Raw genomic sequence first — 19,096 nt, 5'->3', positions numbered from 1 at the left:
GGATTTTATATGAAAGTAACACAAAAGATAGTACTCGCAGCACCTGCACGAACTCCTTTTGCTCAAATTGGCAAGGCGCTCTCACAGTACTCAGGCCACCACCTCGGAAAAATCGTAGGTGAAGAAGTAATGAAACGCAGTGGTTTAAAACCTACTGATATTGACGGTGTGATCGTTGGGGAAGGATTTTCTAACGCACCTAACTCGGCACGTGTGATTGCAAACTTACTTGGACTTCCTATGGAAATTCCTTGCCTTACTGTTGCTAACAACTGTGTATCTGGTTTGGAAGCAGTAGCAGAAGCCACTCGCCGCATTATGCTTGGGGAAGGAAAAGTATTTCTCGTAATTGGTGAAGAGTCACAAACTTCTATGCCATTCGTTGTAAAAAACGCACGCCTTAACAAAAAAACAAACAGTTTGGATTCACTTGTAAAACTTCTTCCGAATGACCTTCCTGAAGGAGTGGAACTTCGTGATACATTAGAAGACGGACTTGGCGATGGCGAAACTTCTTTTGGAATGCAAGTGACTGCAGAAATCCTCGCACAAAACTATGCACTTCCACGCGAAACACAAGACAAAGTTGCTTACGAATCTTTCAAACGTGCCTTTGATGCCACACAAGAAGGTCGTTACAAACCATATATCATGGAAGTAAAAGACGATGAAGGGAACATGTTACAAGCTGACGAAGCAGTTCTACTTCGTGAAGGTCTAGTCAAAAACCCAACTCGTATGGGTCGTGCGATGTTACTCTTTGACAACCCTCAAATGAAATTTGACCAGTTCAAAGAAAAATACAGCAAATACTTAAAGAAATCTCATGGACCGACTCTTTCCATCTTCAATGCAAGCCCACGTTCTGATGGAGCGGCTGGGATCATTGTAGCTTCTGAAGATGCGGCTAAAAAACTTGGTTTAGTAGCGAAAGCTTATATAAACGGTTTTAACATGCGGGGTGTAGATCCAAACCTTATGGGTCTTGGCCAAGCAGAAGCCACTGTAGCACTTCTCGGAGAAACAGGTGATAAAATCGAAAACATCGACATCATCGAAATCCACGAAGCATTTGCTGCAACAGCAGTAGCGGCTCTTGAAGAAATCAAAACTAGAACCGGTCTTGATTGGGAAAAGAAGTTTGATGAGAAAAAAATCAACCCGAACGGTGGATCTATCTCCATTGGACACCCGTTTGGTGCTACTGGTGTGAGACTCCTTCACAACGCTATCATGGACTTTGAAGAAAACAAAGACGTGAAAAAGGTACTCGTGACTGCTTGTGCACACGGTGGGATCGCAGGATCAATGATTGTAGAAAGAGCATAATCGAATTTTAAAATTCGAATTTGTTTTTATCGAAAGATTGATTAAAAGCCAAGGGAAACCTTGGCTTTTTTGTTTGGAAATGGATTGACCCAGTGGGAAAATACCTTAGAGTCACTTTGTTAGAAGATGGATTTACTATCCACAATGCATTTTTCGATCGAGGTTTCAAACCATGAAAGTTACCTATTATTCAGAAACAGATTCCCTCTATATAGATTTAGCTACTAAGTCCGCTTATGAAACCAAAGAAATTTCGAAGGATATCAATATCGATTTAGATGAAAAAGGAAATCCTGTCGGTATCGACATTCATGGAAATGCTTCCAAATTTGTTGATTTGTCAGCCTTTGCATTGGAAAAACGATAAATTTCTAAGTAACTATTTTCTTTAAGCAAAAACTCTGCAACGATTACCAGCCTTGGGATACATACGATGTTGTTTGAGTGAGATCCTTCTTTTAATCAAACCTTATCTTCTCACGGCAAAACCCTATCTAGATTCAAACTCTGCAAAATAGTGAACTTATTTAAAAAGAAATTTTGGTTTTGGGAAAGGGATTTGTAAGATGGGAGAAGGTGTGGTAAGAGGTTAGTATTGGGAGGCGGGTTCAGTTCCCCACCCAACTAGGGCGGGGATATATAGATTCACAATCCAAATTGCCTTTTTCGATCGAGGATTCGAACCATGGAAATTCAAGAAGTATGTAAAAGCAGGTTTGAATCCTTACTTTCCAAATTCATCAATACAAACTCCAATTCCGGCGATTCCCTTTGGGAAGAGATTCGATCACACTACTCAGAACCCCACCGCACCTACCACAACCTAAACCACCTCTACCAAATGTTAGGAGAATACGATTTGGTATCTAAAGTATTACAAGATCCAGAGATCACACTCTTTGCCTTATATTATCATGATTTGATTTACGATGTCTCATCGAAAACCAATGAAGAAGAGAGTGCAAAGATTGCCAAAGTAAGATTATCAGAATTAGGAGTCGCAATCGAACGGATTGAGACTTGTGTAGAACAAATCCTAGCAACCAAATCACATAGATTAGGTGACGAGGGCCATCCAGATACATCTTATTTTTTAGATATTGATATATCCATTCTCGGAACGGAAGAATCCAAATACTACGACTATGCGAAAAACATTCGCAAAGAGTATTCCATTTTCTCCCGCGAAGACTACAATAAGGGGAGAGCCCAAGTATTGAATCATTTTATTGAAAACATTCGACTCTTCCATACAGATTTCTTCTTTGACAAGTATGAAATGCGAAGCCGTCACAATGTGAAGTTAGAGATCCATAGTTTACAAAAAGGTGAACTTATTTAAAAAGAAATTTCGGTTTTGGGAAAGGGATTTGTAAGATGAGAGAAGTTGTGGTAAGAGGTAAGTATTGGGAGGCGGGTTCAGTTCCCCACCCAACAAGGGCGGGGACATATAGATTCACACCCCAAACCGCCCAAGCATCGGAACAAGCCCTTCTTTCGTTTGTCCCGCCGTGTCATATCCAGGAAAAATCTTAAACAATTTCAAATAAAAATGTTTTTCAATTCGTTTGGTTCCGCTTGCCGTTTTTTCAAACACATCTTTGGTAAACAAATGAAACTCAAAATATCCTGCTTTAAACTTCCCATCTACATTGAGACGACTCCCCAATCGAATTCGTAAGGGATGGTTTGTATCCAAAGATTCAAAACAAGGTTCTTCATCAAAAGATAAAGACTTCGAAATATGAATATTTTGTTTCACACCCATTTCGCGAAAGTCCTTGCTGCCCGGAAGTTGTAACAAAACTTTTCCTTCTCTTCTAAATTCCAAACTGTAAGATAAAATCTCTAAGTTGGATGTATCCATTGCATTTATTTCAATCGTTAAGTGGTGGTCTAAAACCTCAGTAGACCTGGTAACAATACTTCCTTCTCTTTGCCCAATTGTAATGACCTTACCCACCGTTAATGGAATTACATATTTAAAAACCAACCCAGGATCGGGTAAATCCTTACCTTGAACGGTTAGTGCAGAATGAATCGGTGTCTGCGTAATGGTATGGATGTCGGCTATTGGAACTTCGGCCAAACTCGATGGGTTTTGACTCGATGTAGAACTTACACTTTTTGAAATCGATTTTGATTTGAATGCTTCTAATGATTTTAACTTAGCAATCGTCAGTTTTTGCATGACAGCAATTAGGATAAGTACGGCAACGAATAAGATAAGCACAAATACCCAAGTTTCATAGGCATTCATTCTCTCTTCCAAGATTCGGATTTGATCCATTGAATACGATTTCATTACCTGTGCGAGTATCATTCAATTCCTTTGTGATGACAAAGCCTACAATACTATTATCGACCTATCGTTCCGAGAAAAATACAATTCCTTTGGAAAAGAGATCGACTCACCGCAGTACATTCCCTATTTTTTGCACTATGTCGGGTTACAAAACTTTACTCTACATTTTACTTATCATATTTGTTTTCCCCATTTTTGCTGAAAATCACTGGGATGATTATATCCACGAAAAAAACGTTGGCTCCACCTATCGCATCTTTGGTGATAATGTCAACTTAAGAGAGTCGGACAATATAAAATCCAAGGTCAAAAAGAAACTCTCTATAGGGACTTCAATCACCATTCTTACAAAAACGAACCAAATTTTGGAACAAGATTCAGTAAAAGAATATTGGTACCAAGTTCAATCCGAGAATGAAACCGGATATATCTGGGGAGGGTTTGTCGCTGACTATTCCTTTCCTTTGGATGGAAATACAATCTTATGCAGAAACTTGGGTGTCAAACATGGTAAAATCGAATTAAAACTGATGCAAGGGGACAAACTTCTTTCCCAATCACAATGGGAAGTGGGTCCAGTCAGCAATGAAAACTGGGATCACAAAATTTACCCCGCATCCCAATTTTCACCCAGTCCTAAGTTTCTTTTCGGATTAACATACTTAGTTTTTTCTGAAATTGAATACGGATATACGAACGAACAATTGATTACCATTTCACCAGATGCTAAATTAGTTTCGCATTTTTCTTGGAACCCTGGATCTTGTGATCCTCCATCCTGCGCCGAGTCTTGGTTAGTATTTCCTAAGGAAACTCTACCAGAAGATACAAAAATCAAACGAAAAGTTATCAAAGGAAAACCAAATACAATCCAAGAGATAACTCACAGTTTCGATATTGATGACTCAAATTCTCACGAATACTACCAATCAGAATACATTTGGAACGGAACCATCTTCCAAAAAAAGGAAACCCAATAAACTCTATGAAACAATTCATCACAACAATTGTAATCTTAACTTTTACGCTGCCCCTCTTTGCCTGGAACAACCATGCTGGAATTACCTATCTAATTCTAAAGGACCATTGGAAGGATAAAAACTCTCCAAAAGTCAAAGTAGAATCTTTAAAAACTTTTTTAGCAAAAGAAAAAGAATCAATTCAAGACAGTTTGTCTCTTTCTGAAGAGTGGGCTCTAAAACGGCTTCCCCATCTAACTCCGACAAACGATAGTTTAAAATTTTCAAAAACTACAAAGGATGCAGACCTTGTTGTCAGTTTTTATAAAGCCCTTCGGGTCAATCCAAACCACAAAGCAGCGTTGTACATCCAATCAGTTCCCAAAAGAAATGGAACCAAACTTCCTTTGGACCAACTGACAACACTGAATGACAAAGGGAAGTTGGGAAACGAAACTTTTTTATCCTTACAAGAAGGTCAAATCATCGGTGCTGATGAAGTTTTGATTTCGGCAACAGATGAACCTGATTATGATTTAGATTTGTATTTGTTTGAGGATAGTGGAAGTGAAGTGGGAAAAATTTATGGGTTTGGAAGCCAACCATTTGGAAATCCAGCAGTAGAATTTTCCTCACAGGCACCATTCCACATGGGTTTCTTTTATGAACCTGGAATCATTTTTGCCCTTGCAGGATTCTTAAAAAAAACCTATCCTGAATACCGGATCCACCAATTTACAGAACTTTCTAATTTAGCATTCCGAACAGGCCATCCTTATTGGGGATACCGTTTTGCTGGTTGGGCCCTGCATTACATCCAGGACCTCACACAACCTTACCATTCCTCTGTACTACCAAGAGTTAGCGCAGCCAAACAAATTGGCGTACAACTTGTATCCATTGTTGGATACCAATCCCCAAAAGAGAATATGATTCGATTTGTTTCAGGAAGACATACTTTGATCGAAGAATACCAATACTATTTGATTCGGAACTTGATTGAAACAAAAAACTGGAATCACTCTGTAGCAAGTTCCATCACTGGATTTTCAGCAAAGGATCAGACCGAATGGCAGGGAATGGATGTTTTGCGAGGTAACGTCTGTAAAGAAGCTTATGATGCCGGAGAACCAATGGATGAACAATTGGAACATTTAGAAATTCCGAAATACGAAACCCTATATGAACCAAACCATCCAATTCATAACATCCTTGGTTCTTTGCTAAGAAATACATCCAAACACACAAGAGCCTATTTGGATGCTCTTAAAACAAACTAATCGAAACCGTCAGCGGCAAACCTCTCGAGTAACTCCAAAGGAATGATCTCTAACGCTCGTTTGTGGGTGGACTCCAAAAAAACCTTGGGAGGAACCCCGTTGCGGTAAGCCTCTAACCATCTAGAGGCGCAAAGGCACCAACGTTCTCCTGGTTTGACACCAGGAAAGGCGTACTGTGGCCAAGGTGTGATGAGGTCATTGCCACTTTGTTTTTGCGATTCTAAAAATTCTTCTGTGGCCAGGACACAAACTGTATGAGAGCCAACGTCATCATCGGATGTATTACAACATCCATCCCGGAAAAAACCAGTCAGAGGATGAGTGGAGCAAGGTGTCAGAGGTCCGCCGAGTACATTCAAAGATTCATCCATTTCCATAGGAATCTCAAACTAGGGCAGGATTCAAAAATGGGAAGATGTTTCTGTAATTAGGTGCGAAAAAAGATGGGGGTTTGCACCCCCAGTAGAACGACCAAAAGGTCTTGGAAAGCCCACAGCCAATCTACTATACATACATTTACTTGTCAAACGATTATGCTTTTACATCAAAAAAAAGAATCTTTTTTTCCTCTCCATTGACCCTCACTCGGACCTTCCAACGACCAATAAATTTGGGGTTATTTGCAATGGAAAGGTATCTGCCTTCAAAAGCCAAATTCCTTTGAGCAACCCAATCCAGTTTCATAGGCTCAAAACCCTTTCCATCAATAGATATATCCACTTCGATCCGTTGGTTTCCTGGTCTCACAAATTCCAAGGAGACCAAAAAGTTTTCTCCCAATTGAAAAGAGTTTTCACCACATTGTGTCTTTTCTCGTTTTGTTGTTAACTTACAAATTTGAATGTCTTCTTCTAGTATGTCTGTTTTGGTATCGATTCCTAAACGCGGATGCCAATACATATAATATTCATTTAAAGTGTCCCTGTCGGAATATTGTGTTCTAAAAACAGTTGGGATTGTTGTTACTTCCAATTGACGATTTGGTTTGTGTACTTCAAAATGCAGATGCGGGCCTTGCGTATAACCAGTATTACCCGAGTATCCAATCAATTGACCTGCGTCTACCACATCTCCCAATTTTACAACAACACCATTTTTCATTAGGTGAGCATAATTTCCCAAAGTTCCATCCTCATGTTGGATAATGATAAAATTTGCCTTTGATAACAAATCCCTTCGAAACCCACCTTCCGAATAACGAGCTTCCGTTGCCATCACATAACCTTTCCTTGCTGCATGTACGGGAGTGCCGACAGGAATTCCAAAATCGATCGAATAGGCAAAATTACCAAAATGTGTAACCGATCCATTGTATCCTTGTACAACCTTTGCTCGAATTTCTGGGCCGAAAGGTAATAAATAACTCACAGAATCATCATGTATGCTATCCCAATCCCCTGGCCGAACTCGGAAAGAAAAAGAATGAAAGGCATTTTTTGATTTATCTTCCAAAAGAAATTTTGTTATGAAAACAGGAGTTGGTCCCTTTACAACAACGAAATATGGGAAAACTAAATCCGTTTTAAAATTGATAAGAGTGGCATTGAGTAAAACTGAATTTGTAATTTTAGGATTAGGATTGTGGTTACGAATTGATAACTCAATTCCATCCTCGTCCTTCGTTTGGATAAGACAAATCCATTCTTGATTACATTCTTCGGTAACATTCGATTCCGCATACAACCCAAAGAAAAAACCAAAGCACAATATACTAAATAAAAACCTGGTCACTTTACACTCGTTATTTGAAATTCTATTTCTTTTTGGACAACGCCATCGATAGATATTACAGCAGTCCAATCACCTTCCATAGATTCCGAAGGATCTTCCAACTGAACATCTAAATAGGTATCCCACCATTCAGGATTTGTCTCCCAATTATACAATTTCAAAATAGAGGTTCCATTTTTACGAACGGAAATTTGTATCTTGTGACGCGACGGTTTCAAAAGAGGGATATAAAAGTAGAGAGGAGAACCTTTTGCAAAAGATGTGACATCACATCCTAAACGTTCCAAATTTTGAACCGATTCACAGATTTGGATTTCCTCCATATCCGAAACAATTTTAACCAAAGCTGTGTTTGGGTCTCTTCGCCAATGGAGTTGCCCTTCAGAAACAAGTTCCCCATCGGAAGACTCTGTTCGAAACAATGTTGGAATTGTTTTTTTACGTAAATGGGAAGTCGGTTTGTACACTTCAAAATGCAAATGAGGTCCATCACTAAATCCAGTACTACCAACATAGCCAATGGGAGTTCCAGCAGTCACTCGTTGTCCACGTTTGACAAGAACACCCATATAACGGAGATGAGCATACTGGCCAATCGTTCCGTCCTCATGGAGAATCTTTATATAATTTGCCGAGTGGATGTATTTGATTTCGAATCCACCTTCGTTATTTTTTTGTTCCGTATCGATCACAATACCGTCTCTTGCGGCTGTAATCAAATCGCCCTCTTTCAATCCAAAATCGATCGAATAACGGTTGTCACCTTGGTGACTTTTGGTTCCCTTATAACCTTGATAGACTCGAACTTTCATACCTTTTTCAAAGGGTAATTCATAAACAGTTTTTGGATCATGGGATGCGGAATAATTACCAAGTATCCATTTGTATTTGATTTGATAGACCCATCGTTTGTTAGGTTTGTTTACATTCAAACGAAACAGTTTTTTACGTTTCGGTCCTTTTAATACTGTCACAAGGGGAAGTTTTAGAGAACTTTTCATATTTTTTGAAGTGGCATTAACTGAGATAGTTGTGTAAGTTTCATCGATAGCAATTTTGTTTTGGAAGTAGATGTCGACTCCTGTTTTGTCCTGAACGTAAATGACACAGAGTCTGTCCATGGAACAGAATTCGGAATGTTCTTTGGCAATTAAAAATCCAATAGGACAAACTAAAAATAAGATGAAAAAACCAAATCTCATAAAACAGGAATCATATTAAAGACAGGAACACTTAAAAGACAATCTATTTTCCATGATAAAAAACTTGATTGCCGAATGCTTTCTTATCTGCAAACTTCGACACATGAGTTCAAGCCTATACACTTTCCCCATCTCTCATTTTTCTGAAAAAGCTAGATGGGCATTGGATCTTGCAAATTACCCCTACCAACTAAACCCGCTGGTTCCTGGACAACACATCCAAACTTTAAAACCACTTGTAAACGATCTTTATGTGCCAGTTTTAGAGACGGAGACAAGTGTCATTCAAGGTTCTGGGCCTATCCTAGACTTAGTTGAAGAAAAAGCATTTGGTCACAAAGCATCAGCGGAAGAAAAACTGATGGAAGAGAAAGTAGATACACAAATTGGAAAAAGTTTACAAACTCTTTTATATCACTTCATCCTAGATTATCCAGATATTGTAGGGAAGTTGTTTTTATTAAAACCTGCTTCGCTCAGTGATACGGTTGGACCTCCCGAACATTTTGATTTGATTGCTCTATCTCTCAAAAGAAGATACAAAATCACTCCAAAAAACCTAGAAGTCGTAAAACAATCATTAGATGAATGCTCAAAAGAATTGATAGAAATTTACAAAAGCCGTAAATATTTTAACGGAAATTCTTTTGGCCGAGTGGATTTGACTGTGGCAAGTCTTATGGGTATGCTTGCCGAACCAAAAGAATCCCCCGCTTATCCTTGGTTTGCCTCTGTACAAATGCCAGAAACTTTTCTTACTTGGCGTAAAGAATTAGGATTCGAAGTGTTATTCGATAGAATCGGAGAGTTTTATAAAGAATTTCGAATCCAATCCAAATAATCAGGATTTCCTGAAACAATAGGCCATAAAACAATGCAGGGAGTTTCATAAGAATGTAATTCTTTGATTCTCTGCATTAATAACTCCGCTTTCTCACTTGTAGTTTTCAATAAACAAACAACTTCCTTTGATTCTTCTAAAACATCTTTCCAAATGTAGATGGAATCCATTCCCGAAACTATGTTGGCGCAGGCCGCCAATCGATCTGTAACAACAATTTTTGCGATTTTTTTTGCTTCCCCTTCTGAGGAAAAAGTGACATAGACTGTGTAGTAATCCCAAGGTTCATTCATTTAATTTATTTCCTACTTGCTCAAAATTTTAGATACATATCATTTTGTGTATGCAGTTTTCTATTTCAAAAACTTCCCTACTCATTGCCGCCATCTGCTTACCAATCTTTGCCGGACCACTCAATCCTCCGAGTATAACTTCCTCCAGTCAATTGTTACCAAAGTCAAAAAAATACACACCCATCTTTGTTATGGATGGAAAACTCAAAACCAGTTGGGTTGAAGGGGCGGAAGGTGAAGGGATCGGTGAGTCCTTACAAATCAAATACAAAACACCAATCAACTTTCGTTCCCTCTCCATCTACAATGGATTTGGCGATCCGAAACTTTGGGCCGCAAACAATCGAATCAAAAAACTAAAAATTTCCACAGAAGAGGGAAATGAAGAAATTGTAACTCTGAAAGATAGTTTATCTCTCCAAATGATAGAATTCAAATCCGAACTCCGTGCCAAAGAAATTTCTCTCACCATCCAAGAAGTATACAAAGGAACAAATTCAGAAAACACTGCCATAGCAGAACTGGTATTCAATTCAGAACAGGCGGGTTCAGCTCTCATTCCTCCCAAAAATACTTGGGCCATCGGAAAGTGGAAAACTAAATCCAATATAGCAAGGATCCAACTTCATAATGATGGAACTTGTGAGATGGGCTACGAAACCGCTAAGATGTTGTGCACTTGGACAGAAAAAGGGGAGAAAGTCATTGTGAGTTTAGAGGCAACACTCCCTCTCACCAATACCGATATTTTGGAAATCAAACGCCGAGGAAATCTATCAGATCCCACACTTGAGATCAACGGAAAACATGAATTTATATCCAATCGGGACGGGGTTTAAGTTAAAGGACTGAATTTCCGTTCTTTTTTAGTCCATCCAGGATAACCAAATCGATTCCACCACGGAAGGTTCTTTGTCTTCCGTGGATTCAAAATACAATACTGTATTTTGGTAAGGTTTTCCCGATAGATCTCTAACCGGCGTTAGCAGAACCATTACGATACCCAACTCTTTTTCCAGTCGTTTGATGGTAGACCACTCGTCAAGCGAACCTTGTTTGGGATAAGGTAAAATCAAAATCCCACTGATCACTTCTTGTTTTGGATTCCTTTTTTTACGAACTTCAAAGAGAATTCGACCAATCGAATAACGAAAGTTAAATTCTGATACTGGTTGGACTTGGACCCTACCCTCTTCTTTGTATAAAAATCCATCGATGGCACAAGGGCCCGAATACTCTTTGGGGATCAGTCCTTTCACATCACGAACTAGGTCCATTACCGGAGGTAAAAAGGATGCAGAATAAGGAAACTCAGAGCCGCCGATGCGAATTCCCCGAAACACCCCTTCTTTATCAATAAGCATAGCCGTGGAGGTGAGATAAAAGAATTCCCCATCCCGAACATCCCAAAGAGTTGAAAAATCAAAAAACCTTTCCTCCCCGACCCAAAACTCAGCAAGAATAGGAAAACCAAACAGTCGTTTATTTACCTGTGACATCTTCCAGGAATCAGAAGCAGACTTAAATATAATATGATTTCTTCCCGCAAGGCCAAATTCGCTTTTGAGTACAATGGGAAGTTTGGTTTCTTCCAGTTCAGCAAACAAATGTTCTTCGGAGGAGATTATCTTTGCTGGTAAAGGGGAATGGTGTTTTCGAAAATCAAGCTGTGTGATTTTGGAATTGAGATAACGAGAAGTTTCAATACGAATGGGATCTTCGATTAGCCTTCCTTCATACCATTCGTTCCTACATCCCCATTCGACAAGGTTCACGTCTCCAAGAAGGGAACCATCTTGGACGGGAGTGCCTGGTGTGAGGCCCGCAGCCTTCCAATGGGTAAAGAGTTCCTCACTCGGTAACTCTTCTACGAGGACAAAATCTTCCTCATGAGAAATAGGAAAGAACATCTTCTCTAAACAACGATTCCTCCGTTTGAGGGAGGAATCTAAATTTAAGGGATTAAGAGGTAATCTATACTCAAAAAGTGAGTCTAGATAATAAAGAACCTGAGCCAATCAATAGATGCGTCGGATGGCTGTAGCAATCCGTTGTACGTTGTCTTTTGTTAGGTTAGGATAAATCGGAATACAGTGCCCTCTTTGATAAAGGCGTTCTGCGTTCGGGAATTCCAAAGGATTCACTTCTAGTACTCGATGAAGAGGTTCATCCACAGTTCTTTGAGTTCCGATATGAATGGATTTAAAATACCTTTGAATCTCTTCGTAGTTTTGTGCTGAGACAACAATCGGAAATCTCTGGAAGGTGTCTTCTGTTGGATTTTGGAAATAGGTTTCTAGCCGAGAATTCTGCACCGCTTGTAAATAAGCAGACGCAATTTTTTTCTTACGTTCTAATATGACACCAAGTTTGGAAAGTTGTTCAATGCCAAGGGCTGCTTGGTAATCTACTAAATTGTAATCATACTTTGGTTCACCAAAGTTACGTTTGGCGGAAGGACCCGACTTGTATGATTTTACGGAAGTAGAGAGGGAAACTTCTGAAGTAATGATCATTGCACCGTTTCCAGTGGTGATGATGTTCTCCGCACTGAGACCGCAAATCGCAATTTTGGATTGTTTTCCCACGCTGATCGTTTCGGAAGTGGCTCCAATCGCTTCGGTAAAGTCTTCTAAAACTTCCAAACCTTCGATGGAATAATCACTCAAACGAATGAGAGATCCAAAACTATGATCAAAAAGAGCGAAAGTGGCACCCGATTCATTTTTTTTACGAAGGAATTCTTCCGGGCAAGGATGGAAGGAATTTCGTTTTAAATCCACAAGCACTGGTTTTGCTTGCAAAAGAAAGATCGCATCCAAAGCGGAGATCGGAGCATAACTAGAAAGAAGAACAGAGTCTCCTGCTTTTACACCTAACGCAAGTAATGCCAAGTGGTATGCAGAAGTAAGAGAATTAGAAGAGATGGCGTGTTTGATTTTAAAGGTGTGACAGAACGTTTTTTCAAATCTTTCTACAATTTCACCGGTAGAAAGGTGTTCGTCCACGAGACATTCTAAAACACCTTTCAGGTCTTCCCGAGAAAGGGTTGGTTTAAAAAATTCGATATCTTTTTCTTTTCGAATGGGTCTTTGTATTGTTTCGGTGCTCATCCAACAGCACTCCTCTATATTATGTCACTTAAATACCTTGTTTCTGAATTATGTCACTTCATTTTTCGAAATGCGAACATAATTTTAGAATTCCCTTAGAAAAAGGGTTCTGGATGAGGAAAGTCTGGTGAATATGGCCCCCATGACGGATTCTTTTTCTTCGCTTTGGGCCACCCGCCTCCGCCAAAACCAGGGAATCCGATCCCTTATGGAAGATCTGGGCCAAGTCACCGGCCACCCGGACGAAATCCTACTCGGGGGAGGAAATCCGGCCCATATCCCGGAAGCAGAAGAAATTTTCGCGGATTGTTTTCTCGCTCTGGCAAAAGACCCGTCTCTTACAGCACTTCTCGGAGATTACCAAGCTCCCATCGGCAATGATCGTTTTCGCACACTCGCTGCTGAATATTTATCTCCGCACTTTGGTGTTACGCTGACCAAAGACAACATCGCTTTTTTCAATGGCAGCCAAAATGCCTATTCGTATTTACTCAACCTCCACTCCGGCAAAATGACCGATGGGAGTTTTAAAAAAATCCTTCTCCCCATTGTCCCAGAATACATTGGTTATGCGGACCAATCGATAGAAGCAGATGCCTTTGTGGCAACCAAACCCGAAGTGATTCCAACAGGAAAACATAGATTTCGATACGGATTAAACAAAACTGATTTTGATCTTTCGAATGTAGGTTGTGTGGCCCTTTCTCGTCCCACAAATCCCACAGGAAATATTTTGTCTCTAAAAGACATTCATTGGATGGAAGAAAAAACACAAAAAAAATCGATTCCCCTTTTCATTGACTTAGCTTATGGAAATCCATTTCCCAACTTGATTGGTGAGGAAGAACCTGTCACTTACCAGGAAGGCAGAACTCTTTCACTCAGTTTTTCCAAAATTGGCCTACCAGGGGTTCGTTTGGGGATTATCATTTCGAATCCAGACACAATCGAAACTCTTTCTTCTTATGCCGCTGTAGGTAATTTAGCGGTTGGAAACCTCGGTGTGTATATGATGGACATTCTATTTCGGAAGGACATTCTTCCACTCCTTGCAAAAAACGTCTTACGTCCGTTTTATGACAAAAAAAGGGAACTTGCCGTTTCTATCTTTGAATCGGAATTCCAAAAACAAGGAGTAGAGTATGAAATCCATGATCCTATGGGTGGATTTTTTCTTTGGATTCGTTTTCCGAATCTATCTGTATCCAATCATAAACTTTACCACCTTTGTAAAGATAAACGGCTCTTCATTGTTTCAGGACATTATTTCTTTTCGGGATTAAACTCAGATTTTTCCCACACTCAAGATTGCATACGTTTGACATATTGCCGTAAGGAAGAAGAATTAGCCAGGGGAGCCCATATCTTAGCAAAAATTGTGGCATCTCACCAGGCAAAATCCAAATGAGTGAAGACAGCATTGATCTATCAGACACAGTCGTAGAGAACCCCTCATCCAAAGAGGAAAGTTCTGCCGATAGACCCTCTGCTCAGTCCTACATCTTTTTGTCTGATTCTGTGGGAAGCCTAACACCCACAGCACGTTGTATCTTGGATGAACTCAAAGACTGGCACAAACGTTTAGAAAAACACGGCAGTAAAGAAAAACACGCATCCTACTTAATGACAGTGGACAAACTTCCCGAAGCTTTGGGGAAGTACACAAACTTAGGAACACAAGGTCGGACGGAAAACTCCATCCACCATGCGCTCCGTCAAATTTTAGACATTGACCATCGGGGCCAAAATCGTGCTGCTTATGCGTATCCTTACCTCATTCGAACCGGTAGCAAAATCTCTTCCAAAATTGCACTCGTGGCACCGCAGAACGAAAACAAAACAGACACACAACCCTACAGACAGGCTTGTTTCAGGTTTTCACAAGACCTCATCAAAGTCCTTCTAGAAAACCGTGCTAAAAAAGGAAGGAACTGGGACGAAGACAATCCAGGATCTTTATTATTACAAAAAAACAAAGAAGGGAACACATGGTTGTATCCTAAACTCGGTTCTTTGGAAGCAGAAATCTCCTCACTTGTCAGAAAGGGATTTGGAAATTTACCTTACATCCCCATGCCTGACTTTCTCCAGGACTTCACGGACTTTGCGCGTGAACAAAACTTAGCACTTTCCGTTTTAACTGATTATCACATTGTGATTGATGAACTAAACATCTTACCCGATGGAAGTTTCAAACGTTTGCCAGAAGTTGTGAACCAAATCCTTGCTCATATAAATGGGTTGGAACATTTCACAAAAGAACAACTCACAAGACTAGCCAAAGATGCAAAGTATGAATCCTTCTTAGCTTCTTTTAGCGATTATATATCCAAACCAAAATTTACTTCTTTAGAATCAAAAATGAATCCAGAAGAAGAAGTAAAAAAGTTTTTATCTATCATTGAAAACTTTCCTTATCCCACAGAAAAAGGAAACAGAGCCCTATCAATCAAAGAAACGATTGAACAAAGCGTAAAAATTTTAAAAAGACTTTCGGAAGAAAAAGGATCTGTTCTATCACGTAAAGATGACAGCATTTACGGAACCGTAAAAAATGCGGTTATCAGCAAAATTCCAGAACATACAAAAAACCATAACACACTCCTTAGAATTGACTTCGAAGAAGAAGTGGCGAAGGCAGGAATCACCTCAGAAGAAAAAACAGACGAATACATCAAACGTTTGAAAGATGATGTATTCTCAGACCATTCTTATTATGAAGAAAAACTTCCTGACGGCAGATCTGTTTATTACGTGGTAGACCACGGTTATATGGCAGCGGTCATCCACAAACTAGCGTTTGAGGGAAGAACCAACCCCGAATACAAAAAACAATTGGGTTATGCCAAAATCATCAATCATAAACTTTCCAATCCCAAACATCCAGAGCTCAATAACAAACTCAAACCTGAGTTAATTTCAAAACTCAATGCTGATGTAAAAAACATGGAAGTGGAAGAATTGGAGAAAGAACGTTCCAATGAAATTCGTTCTAGGTTCAATGCAGTTCCAGGAATTTTAACTTTTGTAGTGAGCACGATGATATTCATTACTGGTGCATATTACCTACGTTCTGCGATGCCGATTTTTTTTGGTGTGCCTTTCTCTGTGGTGCTTGGGTTTATGGCAGCTATCTACTTCCGCGAAAAATCCACTGAGGAAATCCGAGAGGATATCAAAAATTCCGGAAAGTTTTCAGGAATCGGAGATTGGGGAAAACCAACCTATAATTCCAGTTCTTCCTCTTCGGCCTACGAAGATGAGGGGGAAACCAGCAAAAAAGATGATAAACTATCGAATATCTACAAAGCCGCAGATAATTTCGTATTTCCCAAACGATTCAATAAAATCACTGACAAAGTTTTGGATCCCAAGTCTCTACGTTCACGAATTTATGAAAACTTGGATAATATCAAACGAAACAATATGACTCTTGCAAAAGAGAAAGATGACGATAAGGTGGCCTCTACAGTCGAATACGCTGTCTTACAATCCGTTTCCACCATTGTCATTCCAGAAGATGTTGCCATCCGCGACCTTCCCAACACCATTCTCATCAACCGCACTGATATGAAATCCGCACTCTTTCGTGGCCAACTCGCTGACCACTACAGAGAGGAAATGAACAAAAAGAAGTTCGATAAAAAATTAGTTAAGTACTACACCTACCTCATCAACACGGTAGAGATGGAGTATTATAAATACCTTCCGAAAAAACGAGTTTAAATACTAAAATTATTTGATTCTAAAGGGGTCGCACCTCCTATGGAGTTGATGTATCAAAACGGTATCGTACAATTTCCTATCATCATCATCGATGAAGATTTTCGTTCCGAAAATGCCAGTGGTCTTGGCATTCGAGCTATTGCAAAGGCCCTAGAAGGCGAAGGGATTGAAGTTCTGGGTGTTACCAGTTACGGAGATTTAACGAGTTTTGTGCAACAACAAAGCCGGGCTTGTGGATTCATCCTTTCCATTGATGATGAAGAGTTCACACCGGAAACAGAAGGCGAAGTTCCAGATGCTCTACGCCAACTAAAAGATTTTGTCACCCAAGTCCGACATAGAAATGCCGACATACCACTGTTTCTTTATGGAGAGACAAGAACCAGTCGCCATATACCGAACAGCATCTTAAAAGAATTACACGGCTTCATTCATATGTTTGAAGACACCCCTGAGTTTATGGCACGTGCCATCCATAGGGAAGTCAAATCCTACTTAGATAGTTTACCTCCTCCATTTTTTCGTGCCTTAACCCAATATGCACATGACGGAAGTTATAGTTGGCACTGTCCTGGTCACTCGGGAGGAGTTGCCTTTTTAAAAAGTCCTGTAGGCCAAATGTTCCACCAATTTTTTGGAGAGAACATGCTTCGGGCTGACGTTTGTAATGCGGTGGATGAACTAGGCCAACTCCTTGACCACACAGGTCCCATTTCTGCCAGCGAAAGAAACGCAGCACGGATTTTTCAATGTGATAGTTTATATTTTGTTACCAATGGAACTTCTACTTCCAACAAAATTGTTTGGCATAGTACGGTAGCCCCAGGGGACGTTGTGATCGTAGATCGTAACTGCCACAAAAGTATTTTACATGCCATTACCATGACTGGGGCCATTCCTGTATTTCTTATGCCAACAAGAAACCACTTCGGAATCATTGGACCCATTCCCAAAGCGGAATTTAAGTGGGAAAACATCCAGAAAAAGATCGCAGAACACCCGTTTGCCAAACACGTAAAAGGAAATCCGCGAATTCTCACCATCACACAAAGTACTTATGATGGCATTCTTTACAATGTAGAAGACATCAAATCTGAGTTAGATGGTAAAATATCAACTCTCCACTTCGATGAAGCTTGGCTTCCGCACGCTTCCTTTCATAGATTCTATACAGGAATGCATGCCATTGGTTCTGACAGACCTCGTCCTAAAGAAAGTATGATCTTTGCCACTCAGTCCACACACAAACTTCTTGCCGGCCTATCGCAAGCAAGCCAGATCCTTGTCCAAAACAGTGAAAAAGAGACCTTAGATAGAAACCTTTTTAATGAAGCATTTTTAATGCATACAAGTACAAGTCCACAGTATGCCATCATCGCTTCTTGTGATGTGGCAGCAGCCATGATGGAATCTCCCGGTGGGAATGCTCTTGTGGAAGAGTCCATTGAGGAAGCATTAGATTTCCGACGTGCCATGCGCAAAGTTGGTTTGGAATTGGAAGAAGATTGGTGGTTTAGTGTTTGGGGGCCAGAAGCTCTTGCCGACGAAGGGGCAGGAGAACGAGACGAATGGATTCTGAAAACCAATGACCGTTGGCATGGGTTTGGAGACATTGCCGAAGGATTTAATATGTTGGATCCCATCAAAGCAACTGTCATCACTCCTGGTATGAGTGTGGAAGGAGAGTTTGCTGATTGGGGAATCCCAGCACTCATTCTCACCAAATACTTAGCTGAACACGGAATCATTGTAGAAAAAACGGGACTCTATAGTTTCTTTATCATGTTTACGATAGGGATTACCAAAGGTCGATGGAACACGATGGTAACCGAATTACAACAGTTCAAAGATGATTATGATTCGAACCAACCCCTCTGGCGTGTGATGCCAAAATTTACGACCACACACCCAAAATACGATCGTATTGGACTCCGAGACTTATGCCAATCTATGCACGAAGTTTATAGAGCAAACAATATATCTCACCTAACAACAGAGATGTATTTAAGCCCGATGATTCCTGCAATGAAGCCATCAGAAGCGTTTTCTAAAATGGCTCACCGTGATATTGAACGAGTTCCGATTGATGAACTGGAAGGAAGGATTACTTCGGTATTGCTAACACCTTACCCTCCCGGAATTCCACTTCTCATTCCTGGTGAAATATTCAACATGACGATCATTCGTTATTTGCAGTTTGCTCGTGAGTTTAACTCAAAGTTTCCAGGATTCGAAACAGACATCCACGGCCTTGTGGAAGAAAAATCAGAATCGGGACATATGACTTATTATGTAGATTGTGTATTCGAATAAAAAT

Annotated in this window: 17 protein-coding genes; 10 read left to right on the top strand and 7 right to left on the bottom strand. The window is 40.0% G+C overall.

The features are described from left to right. The first annotated feature begins 9 nt into the window (after positions 1–9). The 3 genes from LEP1GSC199_RS05895 (at position 10) to LEP1GSC199_RS05880 (ending at position 2,671) form a co-directional block, all read left to right on the top strand. Positions 10–1,329 carry a thiolase family protein gene (locus tag LEP1GSC199_RS05895; protein ID WP_002978856.1) on the top strand — a complete coding sequence of 440 codons (1,320 nt, stop codon included), beginning with the start codon at positions 10–12 and terminating at the stop codon, positions 1,327–1,329. Between the two features lie 172 nt (positions 1,330–1,501). Further along, positions 1,502–1,696, top strand: a complete 195-nt coding sequence (locus LEP1GSC199_RS05885; protein WP_002978788.1) for a DUF2283 domain-containing protein — start codon at positions 1,502–1,504, stop codon at positions 1,694–1,696. A gap of 318 nt (positions 1,697–2,014) precedes the next feature. Further along, positions 2,015–2,671, top strand: a complete 657-nt coding sequence (locus LEP1GSC199_RS05880; RefSeq protein ID WP_002978851.1) for an HD domain-containing protein — start codon at positions 2,015–2,017, stop codon at positions 2,669–2,671. 114 nt (positions 2,672–2,785) lie between these two features. Here the strand turns inward: LEP1GSC199_RS05880 and LEP1GSC199_RS05875 are convergent, their stop codons facing one another. Next, complete coding sequence (locus tag LEP1GSC199_RS05875) at positions 2,786–3,652, bottom strand: hypothetical protein (protein WP_002978967.1); 867 nt, start codon at positions 3,650–3,652, stop codon at positions 2,786–2,788. A 119-nt stretch (positions 3,653–3,771) separates the two neighbouring features. Here LEP1GSC199_RS05875 and LEP1GSC199_RS05870 point away from each other — a divergent pair, with 119 nt between their 5' ends. Together LEP1GSC199_RS05870 and LEP1GSC199_RS05865 are read left to right on the top strand one after the other, a co-directional pair. Next, entirely contained in the window at positions 3,772–4,614 is an 843-nt protein-coding gene (locus LEP1GSC199_RS05870) for an SH3 domain-containing protein (RefSeq protein WP_002978793.1), read from the top strand. A gap of 5 nt (positions 4,615–4,619) precedes the next feature. After that, entirely contained in the window at positions 4,620–5,873 is a 1,254-nt protein-coding gene (locus LEP1GSC199_RS05865; protein ID WP_002978786.1) for a phospholipase C/P1 nuclease family protein, read from the top strand. Here LEP1GSC199_RS05865 and LEP1GSC199_RS05860 read toward each other — a convergent pair. From LEP1GSC199_RS05860 to LEP1GSC199_RS05850, 3 genes are all read right to left on the bottom strand, one after another. Continuing rightward, entirely contained in the window at positions 5,870–6,250 is a 381-nt protein-coding gene (locus LEP1GSC199_RS05860; RefSeq protein WP_002978914.1) for a DUF2237 family protein, read from the bottom strand. The two genes, LEP1GSC199_RS05865 and LEP1GSC199_RS05860, sit on opposite strands and share 4 nt — an antisense overlap. Positions 6,251–6,404: 154 nt before the next feature. Then, the gene (locus LEP1GSC199_RS05855) at positions 6,405–7,604 is read right to left on the bottom strand and encodes a M23 family metallopeptidase (protein WP_157356601.1); all 1,200 of its coding nucleotides are present in this window, start codon (positions 7,602–7,604) and stop codon (positions 6,405–6,407) included. Next, a complete protein-coding gene (locus LEP1GSC199_RS05850; protein ID WP_002978850.1) occupies positions 7,601–8,806 on the bottom strand; it encodes a M23 family metallopeptidase in 1,206 nt (401 codons plus the stop codon). Before LEP1GSC199_RS05850 ends, LEP1GSC199_RS05855 begins: the two co-directional genes overlap by 4 nt. A 103-nt stretch (positions 8,807–8,909) precedes the next feature. Here LEP1GSC199_RS05850 and LEP1GSC199_RS05845 point away from each other — a divergent pair, with 103 nt between their 5' ends. Further along, on the top strand, positions 8,910–9,647 hold the full coding sequence (locus tag LEP1GSC199_RS05845; protein ID WP_002978990.1) for a glutathione S-transferase N-terminal domain-containing protein: 738 nt from the start codon (positions 8,910–8,912) through the stop codon (positions 9,645–9,647). Here LEP1GSC199_RS05845 and cutA read toward each other — a convergent pair. Further along, positions 9,617–9,940 carry a divalent-cation tolerance protein CutA gene (cutA, locus tag LEP1GSC199_RS05840; RefSeq protein WP_002978910.1) on the bottom strand — a complete coding sequence of 108 codons (324 nt, stop codon included), beginning with the start codon at positions 9,938–9,940 and terminating at the stop codon, positions 9,617–9,619. The two genes, LEP1GSC199_RS05845 and cutA, sit on opposite strands and share 31 nt — an antisense overlap. A gap of 50 nt (positions 9,941–9,990) precedes the next feature. Between cutA and LEP1GSC199_RS05835 the strand changes: the two genes are divergently transcribed. Continuing rightward, the gene (locus LEP1GSC199_RS05835) at positions 9,991–10,779 is read left to right on the top strand and encodes an NADase-type glycan-binding domain-containing protein (RefSeq protein WP_002979034.1); all 789 of its coding nucleotides are present in this window, start codon (positions 9,991–9,993) and stop codon (positions 10,777–10,779) included. A 27-nt stretch (positions 10,780–10,806) separates the two neighbouring features. Here LEP1GSC199_RS05835 and LEP1GSC199_RS05830 read toward each other — a convergent pair whose 3' ends face one another. Then, positions 10,807–11,850, bottom strand: coding sequence for a hypothetical protein (locus LEP1GSC199_RS05830; protein ID WP_002978880.1), 1,044 nt, complete (start codon positions 11,848–11,850; stop codon positions 10,807–10,809). Between the two features lie 108 nt (positions 11,851–11,958). After that, on the bottom strand, positions 11,959–13,053 hold the full coding sequence (locus LEP1GSC199_RS05825; RefSeq protein ID WP_002978955.1) for a DegT/DnrJ/EryC1/StrS family aminotransferase: 1,095 nt from the start codon (positions 13,051–13,053) through the stop codon (positions 11,959–11,961). Positions 13,054–13,186: 133 nt separating this feature from the next. Between LEP1GSC199_RS05825 and LEP1GSC199_RS05820 the strand changes: the two genes are divergently transcribed. Genes LEP1GSC199_RS05820 through LEP1GSC199_RS05810 form a run of 3 tightly spaced genes read left to right on the top strand, consistent with a single transcriptional unit; the run spans position 13,187 to position 19,092 of the window. Continuing rightward, entirely contained in the window at positions 13,187–14,461 is a 1,275-nt protein-coding gene (locus tag LEP1GSC199_RS05820; RefSeq protein ID WP_002978906.1) for a valine--pyruvate transaminase, read from the top strand. Then, positions 14,458–16,779: a hypothetical protein gene (locus LEP1GSC199_RS05815; protein WP_002978895.1), complete on the top strand. Its 2,322-nt coding sequence runs from the start codon at positions 14,458–14,460 to the stop codon at positions 16,777–16,779. The genes LEP1GSC199_RS05820 and LEP1GSC199_RS05815 overlap by 4 nt, the downstream gene beginning before the upstream one ends. Positions 16,780–16,827: 48 nt before the next feature. Beyond that, positions 16,828–19,092, top strand: a complete 2,265-nt coding sequence (locus LEP1GSC199_RS05810) for an arginine/lysine/ornithine decarboxylase (protein WP_039926212.1) — start codon at positions 16,828–16,830, stop codon at positions 19,090–19,092. Positions 19,093–19,096: the final 4 nt, after the last annotated feature.

The organism is Leptospira vanthielii serovar Holland str. Waz Holland = ATCC 700522, from assembly GCF_000332455.1.
Lineage (GTDB): Bacteria > Spirochaetota > Leptospiria > Leptospirales > Leptospiraceae > Leptospira_A > Leptospira_A vanthielii.
Note: the sequence above shows the minus strand (reverse complement) of the source record. Positions and strands in the feature narration are given on the sequence as shown.